This window comes from Serratia marcescens (assembly GCF_001902635.1).
GTDB lineage: Bacteria > Pseudomonadota > Gammaproteobacteria > Enterobacterales > Enterobacteriaceae > Serratia > Serratia marcescens_F.
Genome location: NZ_MJAO01000005.1, coordinates 110,068 through 126,162, shown reverse-complemented (window position 1 = coordinate 126,162; position 16,095 = coordinate 110,068). Strand labels below are relative to the sequence as shown.

General features: G+C 57.8%; 13 protein-coding genes. 1 reads left to right on the top strand and 12 read right to left on the bottom strand.

Translation table 11 applies throughout. The features are described 5' to 3' along the window. Position 1: 1 nt before the first annotated feature. From mraY to mraZ, 7 genes are read right to left on the bottom strand one after another with little or no spacing between them, the layout of a single operon-like run. Entirely contained in the window at positions 2–1,084 is a 1,083-nt protein-coding gene (gene mraY / locus BHU62_RS06475; protein ID WP_004932782.1) for a phospho-N-acetylmuramoyl-pentapeptide-transferase, read from the bottom strand. Further along, a complete protein-coding gene (gene murF, locus BHU62_RS06470) occupies positions 1,078–2,439 on the bottom strand; it encodes a UDP-N-acetylmuramoyl-tripeptide--D-alanyl-D-alanine ligase (protein WP_073529752.1) in 1,362 nt (453 codons plus the stop codon). The genes mraY and murF overlap by 7 nt, the downstream gene beginning before the upstream one ends. Then, positions 2,436–3,923 carry a UDP-N-acetylmuramoyl-L-alanyl-D-glutamate--2,6-diaminopimelate ligase gene (gene murE, locus BHU62_RS06465; protein ID WP_073529751.1) on the bottom strand — a complete coding sequence of 496 codons (1,488 nt, stop codon included), beginning with the start codon at positions 3,921–3,923 and terminating at the stop codon, positions 2,436–2,438. The genes murF and murE overlap by 4 nt, the downstream gene beginning before the upstream one ends. Beyond that, positions 3,910–5,673, bottom strand: coding sequence for a peptidoglycan glycosyltransferase FtsI (locus BHU62_RS06460; protein ID WP_004932790.1), 1,764 nt, complete (start codon positions 5,671–5,673; stop codon positions 3,910–3,912). Before BHU62_RS06460 ends, murE begins: the two co-directional genes overlap by 14 nt. A gap of 42 nt (positions 5,674–5,715) precedes the next feature. Continuing rightward, positions 5,716–6,036, bottom strand: coding sequence for a cell division protein FtsL (ftsL, locus tag BHU62_RS06455; protein WP_033651674.1), 321 nt, complete (start codon positions 6,034–6,036; stop codon positions 5,716–5,718). Continuing rightward, positions 6,033–6,974 carry a 16S rRNA (cytosine(1402)-N(4))-methyltransferase RsmH gene (gene rsmH, locus BHU62_RS06450; RefSeq protein ID WP_073529750.1) on the bottom strand — a complete coding sequence of 314 codons (942 nt, stop codon included), beginning with the start codon at positions 6,972–6,974 and terminating at the stop codon, positions 6,033–6,035. Before rsmH ends, ftsL begins: the two co-directional genes overlap by 4 nt. A gap of 2 nt (positions 6,975–6,976) precedes the next feature. Continuing rightward, positions 6,977–7,435 (bottom strand): division/cell wall cluster transcriptional repressor MraZ, encoded by a 459-nt coding sequence (mraZ, locus tag BHU62_RS06445; RefSeq protein WP_025159638.1) that lies wholly within the window; start codon positions 7,433–7,435, stop codon positions 6,977–6,979. Positions 7,436–8,299: 864 nt separating this feature from the next. Between mraZ and BHU62_RS06440 the strand changes: the two genes are divergently transcribed. Next, complete coding sequence (locus BHU62_RS06440; protein ID WP_073529749.1) at positions 8,300–8,740, top strand: L-alanine exporter AlaE; 441 nt, start codon at positions 8,300–8,302, stop codon at positions 8,738–8,740. 37 nt (positions 8,741–8,777) lie between these two features. Here the strand turns inward: BHU62_RS06440 and cra are convergent, their stop codons facing one another. From cra to leuO, 5 genes are all read right to left on the bottom strand, one after another. Further along, the gene (gene cra / locus BHU62_RS06435) at positions 8,778–9,782 is read right to left on the bottom strand and encodes a catabolite repressor/activator (RefSeq protein ID WP_073529748.1); all 1,005 of its coding nucleotides are present in this window, start codon (positions 9,780–9,782) and stop codon (positions 8,778–8,780) included. Positions 9,783–9,999: 217 nt separating this feature from the next. Next, entirely contained in the window at positions 10,000–10,491 is a 492-nt protein-coding gene (ilvN, locus tag BHU62_RS06430) for an acetolactate synthase small subunit (RefSeq protein ID WP_004932806.1), read from the bottom strand. A gap of 2 nt (positions 10,492–10,493) precedes the next feature. Then, complete coding sequence (ilvI, locus tag BHU62_RS06425) at positions 10,494–12,212, bottom strand: acetolactate synthase 3 large subunit (protein ID WP_073529747.1); 1,719 nt, start codon at positions 12,210–12,212, stop codon at positions 10,494–10,496. 316 nt (positions 12,213–12,528) lie between these two features. Further along, the gene (locus BHU62_RS06420) at positions 12,529–14,337 is read right to left on the bottom strand and encodes an AMP-dependent synthetase/ligase (RefSeq protein ID WP_073529746.1); all 1,809 of its coding nucleotides are present in this window, start codon (positions 14,335–14,337) and stop codon (positions 12,529–12,531) included. A gap of 464 nt (positions 14,338–14,801) precedes the next feature. Then, positions 14,802–15,749, bottom strand: coding sequence for a transcriptional regulator LeuO (gene leuO, locus BHU62_RS06415; protein ID WP_073529745.1), 948 nt, complete (start codon positions 15,747–15,749; stop codon positions 14,802–14,804). Between the last annotated feature and the right edge of the window lie 346 nt (positions 15,750–16,095).

Sequence of the window (16,095 nt, the reverse complement as noted above, 5' to 3'; positions counted from 1 at the left end):
ATTAACGCACCTTCAGCGTTGCCAGGCCAATCAGCACCAGCATCAGCGAAATAATCCAGAAGCGCACGATCACGCGCGGCTCCGGCCAGCCTTTCAATTCATAGTGATGGTGAATCGGCGCCATGCGGAAAATGCGTTGTCCGCGCAGCTTGAACGATCCCACCTGCAGGATCACCGACAGCGTTTCCACCACGAATACGCCGCCCATGATCACCAACAAGAACTCCTGGCGCAGCAGCACCGCGATGGTGCCCAGCGCGCCGCCCAGCGCCAGCGAACCGACGTCGCCCATAAACACCTGAGCCGGGTAAGTGTTGAACCACAGGAACCCGAGGCCGGCGCCAACGATGGCGGTACACACGATCACCAACTCGCCGGCATGACGCAGATACGGAATATGCAGGTAGTTGGCGAAGTTCATGTTACCGGTCGCCCAGGCCACCAGCGCGAAGCCGGCCGCCACGAATACCGTCGGCATGATCGCCAGGCCGTCCAGGCCGTCGGTCAGGTTGACCGCGTTGCTGGTGCCGACGATCACGAAATAGGCCAGCAGGATGTACAACAGGCCCAGCTGCGGCATCACGTCCTTAAAGAACGGCACAACCAGCTCGGTGGCTGGCGTGTCTTTTCCTACGGCGTACATGGCGAATGCGACAATCAGCGCAATCACCGACTGCCAGAAATACTTCCAGCGGGCGATCAGCCCTTTGGTGTCCTTACGCACCACCTTGCGGTAGTCGTCGACGAAACCGACGATGCCGTAACCCACCAGCACGAACAGCACGCACCAGACATACGGGTTGGACGGGTAGGCCCACATCAGCACCGAAATGGTGATGGAGGTCAGGATCATAATGCCGCCCATGGTCGGCGTGCCGCGCTTGCTGAAGTGCGACTCGGGGCCGTCGTTACGCACCACCTGGCCGAAGGACATTTCTTGCAGGCGCTTGATCACCCGCGGACCCATCCACAGCGACAGGAACAGCGCGGTCAGCAGGCTGACAATGGCTCGGAACGTCAGATAAGAAAAGACGTTGAAGCCTGAGTAATATTTGACCAAATGCTCGGCCAGCCAAACTAACATGGTACTTTCTCCTGTAACGCGCGTACTACCTGCTCCATTGCGGCACTACGTGAACCTTTGATTAACACGGTGATGACCGCATGTTCCGACAGTAATTCCGCCACGCGCGCGATCACTGCTGTCTTGTCCTGATAATGTTCGCCATTGCCGGACGCTTCGCTCAGCACGCGGCTCAAACCGCCGACGCTGATCACTTTGTCGACCCCGGCCAGACGGGCGGCTTCGCCCACCTGACGGTGGCACTCTTCCGCTTCCGCGCCCAGCTCGGCCATATCGCCGACCACCATCACGCGGTAGCCCGGCATTTCCGCCAGCACCTGCGCCGCCGCGGTCATCGACCCGACGTTGGCGTTATAGCTGTCGTCCAGCAACAGTTTGCCTTCGGCCAGTGCCACCGGGAACAGACGCCCCGGCACCGCCTGCAGCTGTTTCAGCCCCTGACGCACCGCCTCGAGGGTGGCGCCCACCGACATCGCCAGCGCCGTTGCCGCCAGCGCATTGGCCACGTTGTGGCGCCCCGGCAGCGGCAGCGCGATCTCGGCGGAGCCGAACGGGCTGCGCAGCGTGAACTGCGTGCCGGCGCCGTTCACCCGCACGTCGCTGGCGAAGAAGTCCACGCCTTCGGCGGCCTGCGGCGAGAAGCGCCAGACGGTTTTGCCGCCCAGCATGCTCTGCCAGCGCGGCCAGTCATTGTTATCGGCGTTGATGATAGCCACGCCGTCGGCCGGCAGGCCGGTAAAGATTTCACCCTTTGCCTGAGCGACGCCGGCCAACGAGCCAAAGCCTTCCAGATGCGCAGCCGCCAGGTTGTTTACCAAAGCGGTCTGCGGACACGTCAATGCGGTGGTGTAAGCAATCTCGCCAATGTGGTTAGCGCCCAGCTCTATCACGGCAAAATCATGCTGCGGCTCCAGACGCAACAGCGTCAGCGGCACGCCGATGTCGTTATTGAAGTTGCCGGCGGTATACAACACTTCGCCGCATTCACGCAGAATGGCGGCGGTCATTTCTTTTACCGATGTCTTGCCCGAGGAGCCGGTCAGCGCCACCACGCGCGCCGGCACCTGCTGACGCACCCAGGCGCCAAGCTGCCCCAGCGCCAGACGGGTGTCTTTCACCACCAACTGCGGTGCATCCACCAATAAGCGCTTACTCACCAGCAGCGCCCCGGCACCTGCGGCTACGGCATCCGCCGCAAAGTCGTGAGCGTCGAAACGCTCGCCTTTCAGCGCCACAAACAGGCAGCCGGCGGTCACCTTGCGGGTGTCTGTCGTCACCTCGACAATTTGGCAATCGGCGCCGATCAGTTCAGCGCTCAATACCTCAGCCAGTGTCTGAAGAGAGACAGGGATCATGCCAGCACCCCCAGCAGTCGGGCGACCGTCGTACGGTCCGAGTAATCCAGGCGGCGGTTGCCCACCAACTGATAATCTTCGTGGCCTTTGCCTGCCACCAACACCACATCCTGTTCCTTCGCCTGCATGATGGCGCTGGTCACCGCTTCGGCGCGGCCGTGGATCACCACCGCCTGCCCGGCGTCCAGCAATCCGCTCAGGATGTCGTTGATAATCGCGCGCGGCTCTTCAGTACGCGGGTTGTCATCGGTGATCACCACGCGATCGGCGAACTGCTCGGCGATACCGCCCATCAGCGGACGCTTGCCCTTGTCGCGATCGCCGCCGCAGCCGAAGACGCACCACAGCTGCCCCTGGCAGTGCAGGCGCGCGGCTTCCAGCGCTTTCTCCAGCGCATCCGGCGTGTGGGCGTAATCCACCACTACCGTCGGTTTGCCCGGCGCGTTAAACACTTCCATGCGACCGCAGACCGGCTGCAGACGGCTGCCGGTTTCCACCAGTTTATCCAGCGGATAACCCAGCGACAGCAGCGTCGCCAATGCCAACAGCAGGTTGCTGACGTTGAAAGCGCCCATCAGGCGGCTTTCGATTTCGCCGTCACCCCAGCTGGAGCTGAAACGAAGGGTGGCGCCGTTGTCGTGATAGTCGACCGCCGTGGTTTTCAGCCAGCGGCCATGACAGCCCGGCTGCAGGTTATCCTGCATCGTCACCGCCACCGCATCCGGCAGCTTGCTCAGCCAGCGCTGACCGACTTCATCGTCGGCGTTGATGATCGCCTGCCCCACGCTGTGGGCGGCGAACAGCGACCATTTGGCCGCTTCGTAGTTGGCCATGTCACCGTGGTAATCCAGGTGATCGCGGCTAAGGTTGGTGAAGACCGCCGCGGCGAACGGCAGTGCCGCCACCCGGTGTTGCACCAGACCGTGGGAAGAGACTTCCATGGCGGCGAAGGTCGCGCCCTGTTCAGCCAAATCGTTTAATACGTGTTGAACATCCACCGCAGAACCGGTGGTATTCTCAGTCGGACACACCTGGCCCAGCAGGCCGTTGCCGACGGTGCCCATCACCGCGCTGGTTTCGCCCAGCAGTTGGCTCCACTGCGCCAGCAGCTGCGTGGTAGTGGTTTTGCCGTTGGTGCCGGTCACGCCGACCAGGCGCAGACGCTCGCCCGGCTGGTGGTAAAAACGCCCGGCCAGCGCGGAAAGGCGCTGGTTCAGTTGGCTCAGGTAGATCACCGGCACGCCGTGCATTTCAACGATGGCGCCGTCTTCGGCCTGACCGTCAGCTTCGGCGATCACGGCAGCGACGCCCTGCGCGATGGCCTGCGGAATATAGCGGCGTCCATCCGTTTGATGGCCGACAACGGCGACAAACAGATCCCCGGCAGCCGCCACACGGCTGTCTAATGTCATTTCCCGCAGCGCGCGCCCGGGTGCCGTCGGCACCCACGGGGCGAGTAAGTCGCGCAAATTACGATCTGCCACCTGAACCCTCTTTCTTGTTAATCACTAATTCGCTTTTGTCACCGGTAGGCAACGCGTCAGGCTCGACGTTCATGGTGCGCAATACGCCGCCCATGATGGCACCGAACACCGGCGCAGAGATTGCGCCACCATAGTATTTCCCACCCTGCGGGTCGTTGATGACGACCACCAGGGCAAAACGGGGGTTACTTGCCGGCGCGACGCCAGCGGTATAAGCGATGTATCGGTTGACGTATTTGCCGTCCGGGCCCACTTTTTTCGCGGTACCGGTTTTGATGGCGATACGGTATCCCTTGATGGCGGCTTTTACGCCGCCGCCGCCCGGCAAGGCCACGCTTTCCATCATGTGCACCACGGTGCGCACCAGAGGTTCAGGGAAAACGCGTTCGCCGGCGACCGGAGGGTCAACCTTGGTGATCGACAATGGGCGATACACGCCCAGGCTGCCGATCGTTGCATAGACTCGCGCCAACTGTAACGGAGTTACCATCAGCCCGTAGCCGAAAGAGAAGGTGGCCCTCTCTATGTCAGACCACCGTTGTTTTTTTGGGTATATGCCACTGCTTTCTCCGACCAGCCCCAAATTGGTCGCTTTTCCCAGCCCAAAACGAGAGTAAGTATCTACTAACGCTGAGGACGGCATCGCTAACGCCAGCTTTGAAACACCGACGTTACTCGACTTCTGCAAGATCCCGGTCAATGACAGCTCCGAGTACCGCGCCACGTCTTTGATCTCGTGGCCCTGAATGCGGTACGGGATGGTGTTCAGCACGCTGTTTTCTCTCACCACGCCGTTTTGCAGCGCGGTCATCACCACCATCGGCTTCACGGTTGAACCGGGTTCAAAAATATCGGTGATAGCACGGTTACGCATGGTCTCTTTCGGCGTACCGGCCATGTTGTTCGGGTTGTAGGACGGGCTGTTGGCCATCGCCAGCACTTCGCCGGTGTTCACGTCGATCAGCACTGCGGTGCCCGATTCGGCCTTGTTGAACGCCACGGCGTTGTTCAGCTCACGATACACCAGCGCCTGCAGGCGTTCATCGACGCTCAACACCAGGTTGTGCGCCGCCTGGCTGTCGACGGAGGAGATATCTTCGATCACCCGGCCGAAGCGGTCTTTACGCACCGTTCTCTCGCCCGGTTGCCCGGTCAGCCAGCGGTCGAAGCTCTTCTCGACGCCTTCGATACCTTGCCCGTCGATGTTAGTCACGCCGATGATGTGCGACGTCACCTGCCCGGCCGGGTAGTAACGGCGCGATTCCTGACGCAGGTAGATCCCCGGCAGCTTGAGTTTGTGGATGTAGTCGCCGATCGCCGGGTTAACCTGGCGCGCCAGATAAACGAAGCGCCCTTTCGGGTTGGCGTTGATGCGGTTGGAGAGTTGGTCCAGCGGGATGTTCAGCGCATCGGAAAGGGCTTTCCAACGGCTGTCCAGCGTGATGCCGCCGCGCTCGTTCAGCTCTTTCGGATCCGCCCACACCGCATTGACCGGCACGCTGACCGCCAACGGGCGGCCGGCGCGATCGCTGATCATGCCGCGCGCGGTCGGCACTTCCTGCACGCGCAGCGAACGCATGTCGCCTTCTTTCACCAGACGATCGGGATTGATGACCTGCAGGTAAGCGACGCGCAGCATCAGGCCGACCATCGCCAGCAAAATACAGCCGCACAGCAACGCAAAACGCCAGCTGACAAAGCTGGCCTGATCTTCCTGGCGTCTCAACTTACCGGGGCGCGCTGCTTTCATGCGTTTCCTTTCTACTCCGTGTCATTATTCCGGTTAAACCATTCATTGTTTAACGATGATATTTTCCTGCGATGGATCAACGTGTTGCATCTGCAGTTTTTCTGTCGCGATACGTTCAACCCGGCTGTGGTCGCCGAGGGCGTTCTCTTCCAAAATCAGGTTGCGCCACTCGATATCCAGCGCATCGCGCTCCAACACCAGTTGTTCGCGCTCGGCGGTCAGCAGGCGGGTGCGGTGCGCGGTGGTCACCACGAAAATCGCGGAAACCAGTGACGCAATCAGTAAAATCATGGGGATCTTGGCGTTGCGCAGCAGGTCGCCGCCAATCACCCCGACCAGGCCGTGACGCTCGTTGCCGATCACGCAGGCATCCTCTCAGCAATACGCAGTACCGAGCTGCGCGCACGCGGGTTGTCCGCCACTTCAGCTTCCGACGGCATCATTTTGCCCAGCGCTTTCAGCGTCCGGCCGCCCATGCCGCGCAGTTGTTCTTCGGTCAACGGAATGCCGGCCGGCACCTGAGCGCCGCGGCTATGGTGACGCATAAAGCGTTTGACGATGCGGTCTTCCAGCGAGTGGAAGCTGATGATCGACAAACGGCCCTGTGGGGCCAGCACTTCCAGCGCGCCGTCGAGCGCACGCTCGATCTCTTCCAGTTCGCTGTTGATATAGATACGGATCGCCTGGAAGCTGCGCGTCGCCGGGTGCTTGTGCTTTTCACGGAACGGGCTGGCATCGGCAATCAGATCCGCCAACTCTTTGGTGCGCGTCATCGGCTCCACGCGGTTTCTTTCCACGATGGCGCGCGCGATACGCTTGGCGAAACGCTCTTCGCCAAAGGTTTTCAGCACCCAGGCGATGTCGTCCGCTTCGGCCTTCATCAGCCATTCTGCGGCGGACAGGCCGGTGGACGGATCCATGCGCATGTCCAGCGGACCGTCGCGCATAAAGGAGAAACCGCGCTCCGCATCGTCGAGCTGCGGTGAGGAAACGCCCAGATCGAGCAGAACACCGTCGATCTTGCCCACCAGGTCGCGTTCCCGCACGTAGTGCGACAACTCGGAGAATGGGCCGTGTACGATGGTAAAACGAGGATCTTCAATGGAGTTGGCGGCTGCAATCGCCTGAGGGTCACGGTCAATCGCCAACAAGCGCCCTTCCGGCCCCAGCTGGGACAGAATCAGACGAGAATGGCCACCGCGACCAAAAGTACCGTCGATATATATGCCGTTGCTGCGGATGTTGAGGCCGTTGACGGCTTCGTCCAGCAGGACGGTGGTGTGTTTATAGTTTTCCAACATGCTTATAGCGACAAGTCCTGTAGCCGCTCAGACAACGGTTCCTGAGTCGACTGTTCAGCGTCAATATCATCCTTGACTTGTTGATACCAGGTCTGTTCATCCCACAGTTCAAACTTGTTGAACTGACCGACCAGCATCACTTCTTTCGTGAGTCCGGCGTGCTGCCGCAACGTATTGGCTAACAGCAAACGACCGGCACTATCCATCTGACACTCACTGGCATGCCCCAGCAACAGGCGCTGAACGCGGCGCTCGGCGGGATTCATGCTCGACAGACGTGATAATTTTTGTTCAATAATTTCCCATTCGGGCAAAGGATAAAGCAGCAGGCAGGGCTGATGGAGGTCAATGGTACAGACCATTTGGCCTTGCGATTCCTCGTTGAGCAATTCCCGGTATCGGGTAGGTACGGCGAGCCGCCCTTTGCTGTCGAGGTTGACCATCGTCGCTCCACGGAACATTCCTGAGCTACCCCTTAGTGACCGTTTTCACCACTTTACCCCACAAATTCCCACACAATGGAGTTTACGGAGGGTATGAAAACCTTGTCAAGCCAGAGCGCCAGCGCTTTGGCAATATTTCTCTGGTCATTTTGGGAGCTGACTCGCGAAAGAAACTCTGATTATTCGACGATTAAAAATTAACACCATGATAAACGGAGAGAATTTTCTAAGCGGAAAGAATCTGATTAAAAACCTGACGAACTGGCGATTAATTAACTCATTACTTCCTTCTGCAAGCCATGTCTCATTTTTCAGCTCGGCAATCTCAGGGCTGTATCCGCTGGCGACCCGCGCCGGCCAAGGCTCGGCGCCTGGCGAACCGTTCGCGGAATCAGGCCATAACCCCTTGAGTTAATAACGCTCAATCGTTATTCACCGTAAAGCCGCGCGCTATTTTACTTCAATTCACGCGCCAATGATAAACCGGCGATAAAAATAAATGGCTCGGATATTACGAGCATAAGTAATTTCGATTTAAATCAATTTGGTAAGATTATTCCCAAAATACCTGTTTACAATTATGGTTTCATTTTCTTACACCTTTTCTTTCCACAATTTTTGCCGGGAAAAATCTCCACTCGACGTGAAAAATCGCAACGTCATGTTTTTAATGGGTTTATCTAAAAACACCGATTTTAATCTCCCCGCCCTATCCTGTGCCTCGGTTTTGCGGGACAAAAACCGAACAAATGTTAAAAATAAAAATATAAATCTAGTTAAAAAACACATTGCAGATTAGTACACTATATAAATAGAAAAACCCAGAAATAACACCTAATAATAAATAATTTAACAGAACTTTAACCAAAGGGGAGATGAAACATGTTTTCGCCCGCCGCCCATTGGCGCAGCGCCGCTGCCGACACGTTCGCGCTGGTGGTGTATTGCTTTATCGCCGGCATGGCGATTGAAGTACTGATCTCCGGCATGAGCTTCCAGCAATCCCTCTCTTCACGCCTGCTGTCAATCCCGGTCAACATCCTGATCGCCTGGCCTTACGGCCGCTATCGCGATCTGTTTATCCGCACGGCGCACCGCAGCTCGCGCTGCCAGTTCCTGCTGCGCAACCTTGCCGATCTGCTGGCCTACGTCAGTTTCCAGTCGCCGGTTTATGCCGCGATTCTGTGGAGCGTGGGCGCCGACGGCCAGCAAATACTGGCGGCGGTGACCAGCAATGCGCTGGTCTCCATGGCGATGGGTGTGGTGTATGGCTACTTCCTGGAATATTGCCGGCGGCTGTTCCGAGTGGCGGGTTACGTCTAAAGCAGGAGCCCGGCAACGCGGGCTCCTGTAGAGCGAACTATTTGCGGCTCAGACTGCCGCGGCGGAACAGATTGCGGCGAATGCGCGTCAGCCCCGGTTTGGGTTTGCGCGGTTCGTCCAGGCTGGCCAACACCAGCTCCAACACGCGTTCGGCCACGTCGCGATGGCGCTGCGCCACCGCCAACACCGGGCACTCGAGGAAATCCAACAGTTCATGGTCGCCGAAGGTGGCGATCGCCAAATCGGTCGGCAACCGGCCGCACTGCTTCAGCGTTACGTCCATCACGCCCTGCAATAAAGAGAACGAGGTGGTGAACAGCGCCTGCGGCATCGGGTGCGTTTTCAGCCATTCGGCAAACAGCGCGCCGGCGGCCTCACGCTCATAGCTGTTGGCGTACAGGTAATCGACGTGGCGGGGATCCTCTTGCCAGGCCTGGCGGAAGCCCTGCTCGCGCAAGAAGCTGACCGAAAGCTCCGGCAACGCGCCCAGATACAGCACCGATTCCGCCGGGAAGGTGCGCAGTTCTTGCCCCAGCGCGAAGGCGTCTTCCTGGTCTGCCCCGACGACGCTGATGAAATGCTCGCGATCCAGTGCGCGATCCAGCGCGATGATCGGCAACGGATCGTTGGCCCAGCGTTGATAAAACGGGTGCTCAGGCGGCAAGGCGGTGGAAACGATGATGGCGTCCACCTGGCGCTGCAGCAGGTGCTCGATGCAGCGCATCTCGTTGTCCGGCTGATCTTCGGAACAGGCGATCAGCAATTGGTAGCCACGCTGGCGCGCCTGGCGTTCCAGGTAGTTGGCGATGCGGGTATAGCTGGTATTTTCCAGATCCGGTATCACCAGACCGATAGAGCGGGTGCGCCCGGCGCGTAGCCCCGCCGCGACGGCATTCGGGTGATAGTTATGCTCCCTGACCACGGCCATCACTTTCTCGACGGTTTTATCGCTGACACGATACTGCTTCGCCTTGCCGTTGATGACGTAACTGGCCGTCGTGCGCGAAACGCCCGCGAGACGCGCGATTTCATCCAGTTTCACATTAACCCCTTAATGACGCTGAAAATAGAAGTGAAGGCTGTGCTCGGATTAACCATGACATCCCGTGCGGTTATTCAATCCAGCCTCTGCGATCTAACAGCAGAAAACACTGCCTAGCAACCGCTTTTGCCGAAAGGTGCCAGCAATCGGGCAAAAAATGCCGAAAAACAAAGGGCGCAGCCACGCTGCGCCCCGATTATTCGCCGCCAGACCGCGCTCAGCGCATAATTTTGTCGCCGCGCGATACGCCGACCACGCCGGAACGCGCCACTTCCACGATCTCTGCCACCTCGCGCACCGCGCTCAGAAAGGCGTCCAACTTGTCGCTGGTGCCGGCCAATTGCACCGTGTACAGCGTCGCCGTCACGTCGACGATTTGGCCGCGGAAAATATCGGCGCAGCGCTTCACCTCTTCACGGCCGTAGCCGCTGGCCTGCAGCTTCACCAACATGATCTCGCGCTCGACGTGGGCGCCCTGCACCAGTTCGCTGACGCGCAGCACGTCCACCAGCTTGTGCAACTGCTTTTCGATCTGCTCCAGCACTTTCTCGTCGCCGACGGTCTGGATAGTCATGCGCGACAGCGTCGGATCGTCGGTCGGCGCCACCGTCAGGCTCTCGATGTTATAACCGCGCTGGGAGAACAACCCGACCACGCGTGATAAGGCGCCGGATTCGTTTTCCAGCAAGACAGATAAAATACGGCGCATGATCAGGTCCTCTCCGTTTTGCTAAGCCACATTTCGTCCATGCTTCCGCCGCGGATCTGCATCGGGTAAACATGTTCGGTTTCATCGACGGTCACGTCGACGAACACCAGTCGCTCTTTTTCTGCCAGCGCCTGCGCCAGCTTGCTCTCCAGCTCATCCGGCGTGCGGATGGCGATGCCGACATGGCCATAAGCCTCAGCCAGTTTGACAAAGTCCGGCAGCGAATCCATGTAGGACTGCGAATGGCGGCCGGAATAAATCATGTCCTGCCACTGCTTCACCATGCCTAAATAGCGGTTGTTGAGGTTCACCACTACCACCGGCAGGTTGTATTGCAGTGCGGTGGACAGCTCCTGAATATTCATCTGAATGCTGCCATCGCCGGTCACGCACACCACGGTTTCCTCCGGCAGCGCCAGCTTGACGCCCAATGCCGCCGGCAGGCCGAAGCCCATGGTGCCGAGGCCCCCGGAGTTGATCCAGCGGCGCGGTTTGTCGAACGGATAATAGAGCGCGGCGAACATCTGGTGCTGGCCCACGTCCGAGGTCACATAGGCGTCGCCTTTGGTCAGGCGATGCAGGGTTTCGATCACCGCCTGCGGCTTGATGGTACCGCTGTTTTTGTCGTAACCCAGGCAATCGCGGGCGCGCCACTGCTCGATAGACTGCCACCAGTCGCGCAGCGCATCGTGATCCTGCGCTTTATCGTCCTGCACCAGAAGCTCCAGCATCTGCACCAGCACCTGCTTGGCGTCGCCGACGATCGGAATATCGGCGTCCACCGTTTTGGAGATCGAGGTCGGGTCGATATCGATGTGCAGCACGGTGGCGTCCGGGCAGTATTTGGCCAGGTTATTGGTGGTGCGATCGTCGAAACGCACGCCGACGGCGAAAATCACGTCGGCATGGTGCATGGTTTTGTTGGCTTCATAGGTGCCGTGCATGCCGAGCATGCCGACGCTCTGGCGATGGGTGCCGGGGAAAGCGCCCAGCCCCATCAGGCTGCTGGTCACCGGCAGGCTCAACTGCTCCGCCAATGCCAGCAGTTCGGCCTCGCAGCCGGCGTTGATCGCGCCGCCGCCGACGTACATCACCGGTTTTTTGGCCGCCAAAATGGTTTGCAGTGCGCGTTTGATCTGCCCGCGGTGGCCCTGCACCGTCGGGTTATAAGAACGCATGGTCACGTCCTGCGGATAGGCATAAGGCATCCGTACCGCCGGGCCGACGATGTCTTTAGGTAGATCGATCACCACCGGGCCGGGGCGGCCGCTAGAGGCCAGGTAGAACGCCTTCTTCAACACCGCCGGGATGTCTTCAGTGCGTTTCACCAGGAAACTGTGTTTCACCACCGGACGCGAAATCCCCACCATATCGCACTCCTGGAAGGCGTCGTAGCCGATCAGCGAGCTGGGTACCTGCCCCGACAGCACCACCATCGGGATCGAGTCCATATAGGCGGTGGCGATACCGGTAATGGCGTTGGTGGCGCCAGGGCCTGACGTCACCAGCACCACGCCCACTTCGCCGGTGGCGCGCGCGTAGCCATCGGCCATATGCACCGCCCCCTGCTCATGGCGCACCAGAATATGATCGATCCCTCCTACCGTATGCAGGGCGTCGTAGATATCGAGCACCGCCCCGCCGGGGTAGCCGAATACATGTTTAACGCCCTGATCGATCAGCGATCGGACGACCATCTCGGCTCCTGACAACATCTCCATGGGTTTGCCTCCAGGCTTGCTTATTCTTCTCTGGCGCCGGAACGTAGCGCCCGCTGCGGGGCAATGCCCCAAAGTTTTTATGGGTTGTCTCTGTCGAATTAACATAACGTCAGAATATGGGGCAGGCAAACGGCAAAATGGCTTAACGGCGGCGGGGTTATTGCCAAGCGGCTGGAGATTACGGTTTTATAAAAACAATGCGCTAGCCCTGAGGTTATCAGGCTAGGCATTGTTTCGAACAGGAGGAAAATTACAGAACTAAATCAGGCGGAGAATATGCCGTTTTTTTCGCCGGGCGTACGGCCCGGCGTGAGGGTCAGGCCTGTTCTTGATACATCGAATCGATTTCGTGCTGATAGCGCTGCAGGATCACTTTGCGGCGCAGCTTCAGCGTTGGCGTCAACTCCCCCAGCTCCATGGAAAAGGCCGCCGGCAGCAGGGTGAACTTCTTCACCTGTTCGAAGCGCGCCAGTTCCTTTTGCATCTCGCGCAGGCGTTTTTCGAACATCTCGATGATCTGGCCGTTGCGCAGCAGCTCCAGGCGATCCTGGTATTTCAGATTGGCAGACTTCGCATACTCTTCCAGTGACTCGAAACACGGCACGATCAGCGCGGAAACGAATTTGCGCGCATCGGCGATGATCGCCACCTGCTCGATAAAGCGGTCCTGCGCCAGCGTGCCTTCCAGCATCTGCGGCGCGATGTATTTGCCGCCGGAGGTTTTCATCAAATCCTTCAGGCGTTCGGTGATGAACAGATTGCCTTCTTCATCGACCGCACCGGCGTCGCCGGTTTTCAACCAGCCGTCTTCGGTAAAGGTCGCGGCGGTTTCCAACGGCTTGTTGAAATAGCCGCGCATCACGATCGGCCCGCGCACCTGGATTTCATTTTCCTCGCCAATGCGCACCTCCACCTCCGGCAGCGGTTTGCCGATGGAGCCGAAACGGAAATCCCCCTCTTCCCAGCAAGACACGGTCGCACAGGTTTCGGTCATGCCATAGCCATACTTGATGTTGACGCCCATCGCCTGGAAAAACAGGATCACATTGTCATCCAGCTTGGCGCCCGCCGCCGGCAGGAAGCGCACCCGACCGCCGAGGATGCCGCGCAGCTTGCTCAACACCAGTTTATCGGCCCAGCGGTGGGAGAGCTCAAACAGTTTGCCCAACGGCTTGCCGGCACGTTCCTGCAGGAACTTACGCTCACCGCAGACGATCGCCCAGTGAAACAGTGCGCGGCGCAGCCAGGGAGCGCGCGCCACTTTTTCATGTACCGCACTGAAGATCTTCTCGTAGAAACGCGGCACCGCGCACATCAGCGTCGGGCACACCTGCCCCATCGCTTCCCGCACCCAGTCGGTATTCGGCAGGAAGACGTTCTGCGCGCCGGAATGCATGACAAAGAAGCTCCAGGCGCGCTCGAACACGTGCGACAGCGGCAGGAAACTGAGCGACACATCCTCTTCGCCGACCGTCAATCGCTCATCGTGCAGGTAGAGTTGCGCCGCCAGATTACGGTAGTCCAGCATCACCCCTTTCGGTTCGCCGGTGGTGCCTGAGGTATAGATCAGGGTGAAAAGGTCCTGCAGGTCACATTCTTCGATGCGCTGCCGACGTTGGGCGGCAAAGGCCGCCGGATCGGCGGCGCGCTCGAAGGCGCTCAGGTGTTGTGCAATCTCGCAGCCGCGCAGATCGACGCTCTCGTCAAACACGATGATGTGGCGCAGTTGCGGGCAAACGCCGCGCAGCGCGATAGCGGCGTCCAGCTGCGCCTGCTCGCCGACGAACAGGATGCGGATATCGGCATCATTGATGACGAACGCCGCTTGTGCCGGCGTGTTGGTGGAGTAAAGAGGAACACTGACGCCGCGCAGGTACAGAATCGCCAGGTCGGCCAACGACCAAGCCATGGCGTTATTGGCGAAAATGCCGATGCGCTCTTGCACTTCAGCCCCCAGAGCCAACAGCCCGGCGGTGATACGCTCAATACGGGCGGCAGCCTCTCCCCAGGTCAGTTGAAACTCGCCATTGGGCGACCATTGGCGAAAAGCTGTGCGATCGGCACGGTGGGTAATTTGATGCTGTATACGATGGATCAAATGGTATTGCAGCAGATTATTGATCATAGTGCTCTAAGCCTGAAATGAATCAAACAGTTAAGCCTGAATGGCGCCTCGCGGCACGCATCTCAGCTTACACGTGTTAACTTTTTTCTGTGCAGTCTACCTACTCTCAGTCAGGGGGAAAAGCAATTTCAGCGTAGAAGTGTGAGCCCAAACGCAGGCTAACTTCAGCGCTCTCATGGATTGGACAGAACGATGGGGAAAAGGTTTGGTAGCGGCAATAAAATGCGGCCCATACTGGCCGCCGCATCAAGTTAGTTTAAAATACCAGCCAAAGCGGGAAAGTCAGAATATTAATTCATATTAATTATTTTTGATAAACGAACAAACCCATCCTGAAAATAAGTTATTTTATCGCCGTAAAACCAAGAAATATCTTAATAAAAACACAGATAATTCTTAGTTTTTATCATGAGGCAAAACGCTCATTTAATATTATCTTTTTTCAACCAGGTTTATTTATCGCTTTACGTTGGGTTGCCAGCCTCAATCAGGACAGACTTCATCCACTGGTGCCCCTTATCCCGTTCAGACGATTCATGCCAGGAGAGATAACAGATGGCCTTATTGTCGTTGGCGCATAAAGGAACCGCCTTTATTTTCAAGGCGTCCTTCTGTTGCCGCACCAACCAGGCCGGCGCAATCGCCACCATGTCCGTTTGCGATACCATATTCAGCACGCTGTAGAGATCCGTGCACTGTTGCGTCACAGCGCGCAGCATCGGCTCCTCTAAATAAAAAGGTTTACTGAACGACCCGAAACTTTCCAGGGAAACCGCGGCGTGTTGCTCGGCCAACATTTGTTCTGGCATCGCTTCCTCGCCAATTCTCGGGTGCACTTGCGCGGCCGCCAACACTAATTGGTCGTCAAACATCGCCAGGCTGCGAAACTCCGCCGATTCGAAACGACTGTAACCGATGACAAACTCGACGTCCTGATATCGTAATTGATGTTCGATATTATTGTTAATGTATGACTTTATTTGCAAATTAAGCTGCGGCGCGATCTGTTTGACGTGATTGATTATCCCGGCACCCAGGCGCAAATCGAGCGGGCTGCACAGGGACAGAGAGAATGCCCGCGTACTGGTCAGCGGTTCAAACTCGGCGCCCGGCAACTCATTTTGTACCAGCTGCAGCGCCTGCCGCACCGGCCCGAACAGCTGCCTTGCGCGCACTGTAGGCTGGATCCCGCGCCCGCAGCGCACGAACAGCTCGTCGTTGAACATCACCTTCAGGCGCGCTACCGCGTTGCTTACCGCCGGCTGCGACATCCCTAATGAATTAGCGGCTCGCGTAATATTTTGCATTTGCATTACCGCATCAAACACCGTCAGTAAATTAAGATCGACGCTGCGCAAATGAATGTCCGCCGGTTCTTTAACCGTGGCGATCTCTGAATCATATTCGGCCATATTTCACTCCACTAAATCCTGTGTAGATAGTCTTATCCTTATGCTCGACAAACAATGAAACGCCGCATTGCCTTATCTTTGCACGACAAAATCTGCCATTATCCGTAGTCAGCCGATAAAAAACCGCGCATTATCGACACGATATAAGTCGTATATGGAATACATGTCAGTAGCTTCTGCCGTCAACGGGAAGAATGCCACCTGGGTGGTACTAATAATTGGGTATCAACAATGATTAATACAATTAAACAACATAGCCACTCTGTATAAGACAGACTATGAAAACACATCACTAGCAATCAAACCATCGAAAAATACCGCTCATCGAGCGTAAAAGCGCATTATT

Coding starts and splice junctions, on each gene's coding strand:
- ilvN (WP_004932806.1), bottom strand. CDS start 10,491: ATGCGCCGTATTTTATCTGTCTTGCTGGAAAACGAATCCGGCGCCTTA.
- leuO (WP_073529745.1), bottom strand. CDS start 15,749: ATGGCCGAATATGATTCAGAGATCGCCACGGTTAAAGAACCGGCGGAC.
- BHU62_RS06440 (WP_073529749.1), top strand. CDS start 8,300: ATGTTTTCGCCCGCCGCCCATTGGCGCAGCGCCGCTGCCGACACGTTC.
- mraZ (WP_025159638.1), bottom strand. CDS start 7,435: ATGTTCCGTGGAGCGACGATGGTCAACCTCGACAGCAAAGGGCGGCTC.
- BHU62_RS06420 (WP_073529746.1), bottom strand. CDS start 14,337: ATGATCAATAATCTGCTGCAATACCATTTGATCCATCGTATACAGCAT.
- rsmH (WP_073529750.1), bottom strand. CDS start 6,974: ATGTTGGAAAACTATAAACACACCACCGTCCTGCTGGACGAAGCCGTC.
- murF (WP_073529752.1), bottom strand. CDS start 2,439: ATGATCCCTGTCTCTCTTCAGACACTGGCTGAGGTATTGAGCGCTGAA.
- BHU62_RS06460 (WP_004932790.1), bottom strand. CDS start 5,673: ATGAAAGCAGCGCGCCCCGGTAAGTTGAGACGCCAGGAAGATCAGGCC.
- ilvI (WP_073529747.1), bottom strand. CDS start 12,212: ATGGAGATGTTGTCAGGAGCCGAGATGGTCGTCCGATCGCTGATCGAT.
- mraY (WP_004932782.1), bottom strand. CDS start 1,084: ATGTTAGTTTGGCTGGCCGAGCATTTGGTCAAATATTACTCAGGCTTC.